At 48.9% G+C, this 227-nt stretch carries 1 pseudogene; it reads left to right on the forward strand.

The annotated features are described in order from the left end of the window. Window positions 1-227: pseudogene (locus HJY11_RS13870) on the forward strand (hypothetical protein); the annotation flags it as partial.

The raw sequence follows: 227 nt of genomic DNA on the forward strand, positions 1-227 counted from the left end.
TACACCGCCATTTTTGCCGCCCTTGGGATCCTCCTCATCCTGCTTCTGCTCTTTATGTTCCTGCCCGGACATACAAAAGGAAAGCAGACATCCAAAGACTATAAGCCCGGAATCTACACTGCCAGCATGACACTCAATAATACACCTCTGGAAGTGGAGGTGTCCGTGGACAAAAACCATATCAATTCGATCCGGTTTGCCAACCTGGACGAAAGCGTGGAAACGAT

Origin of the sequence: Bittarella massiliensis (ex Durand et al. 2017), assembly GCF_017566145.1 — a bacterium.
Taxonomy (GTDB): Bacteria; Bacillota; Clostridia; order Oscillospirales; family Ruminococcaceae; genus Bittarella; species Bittarella massiliensis_A.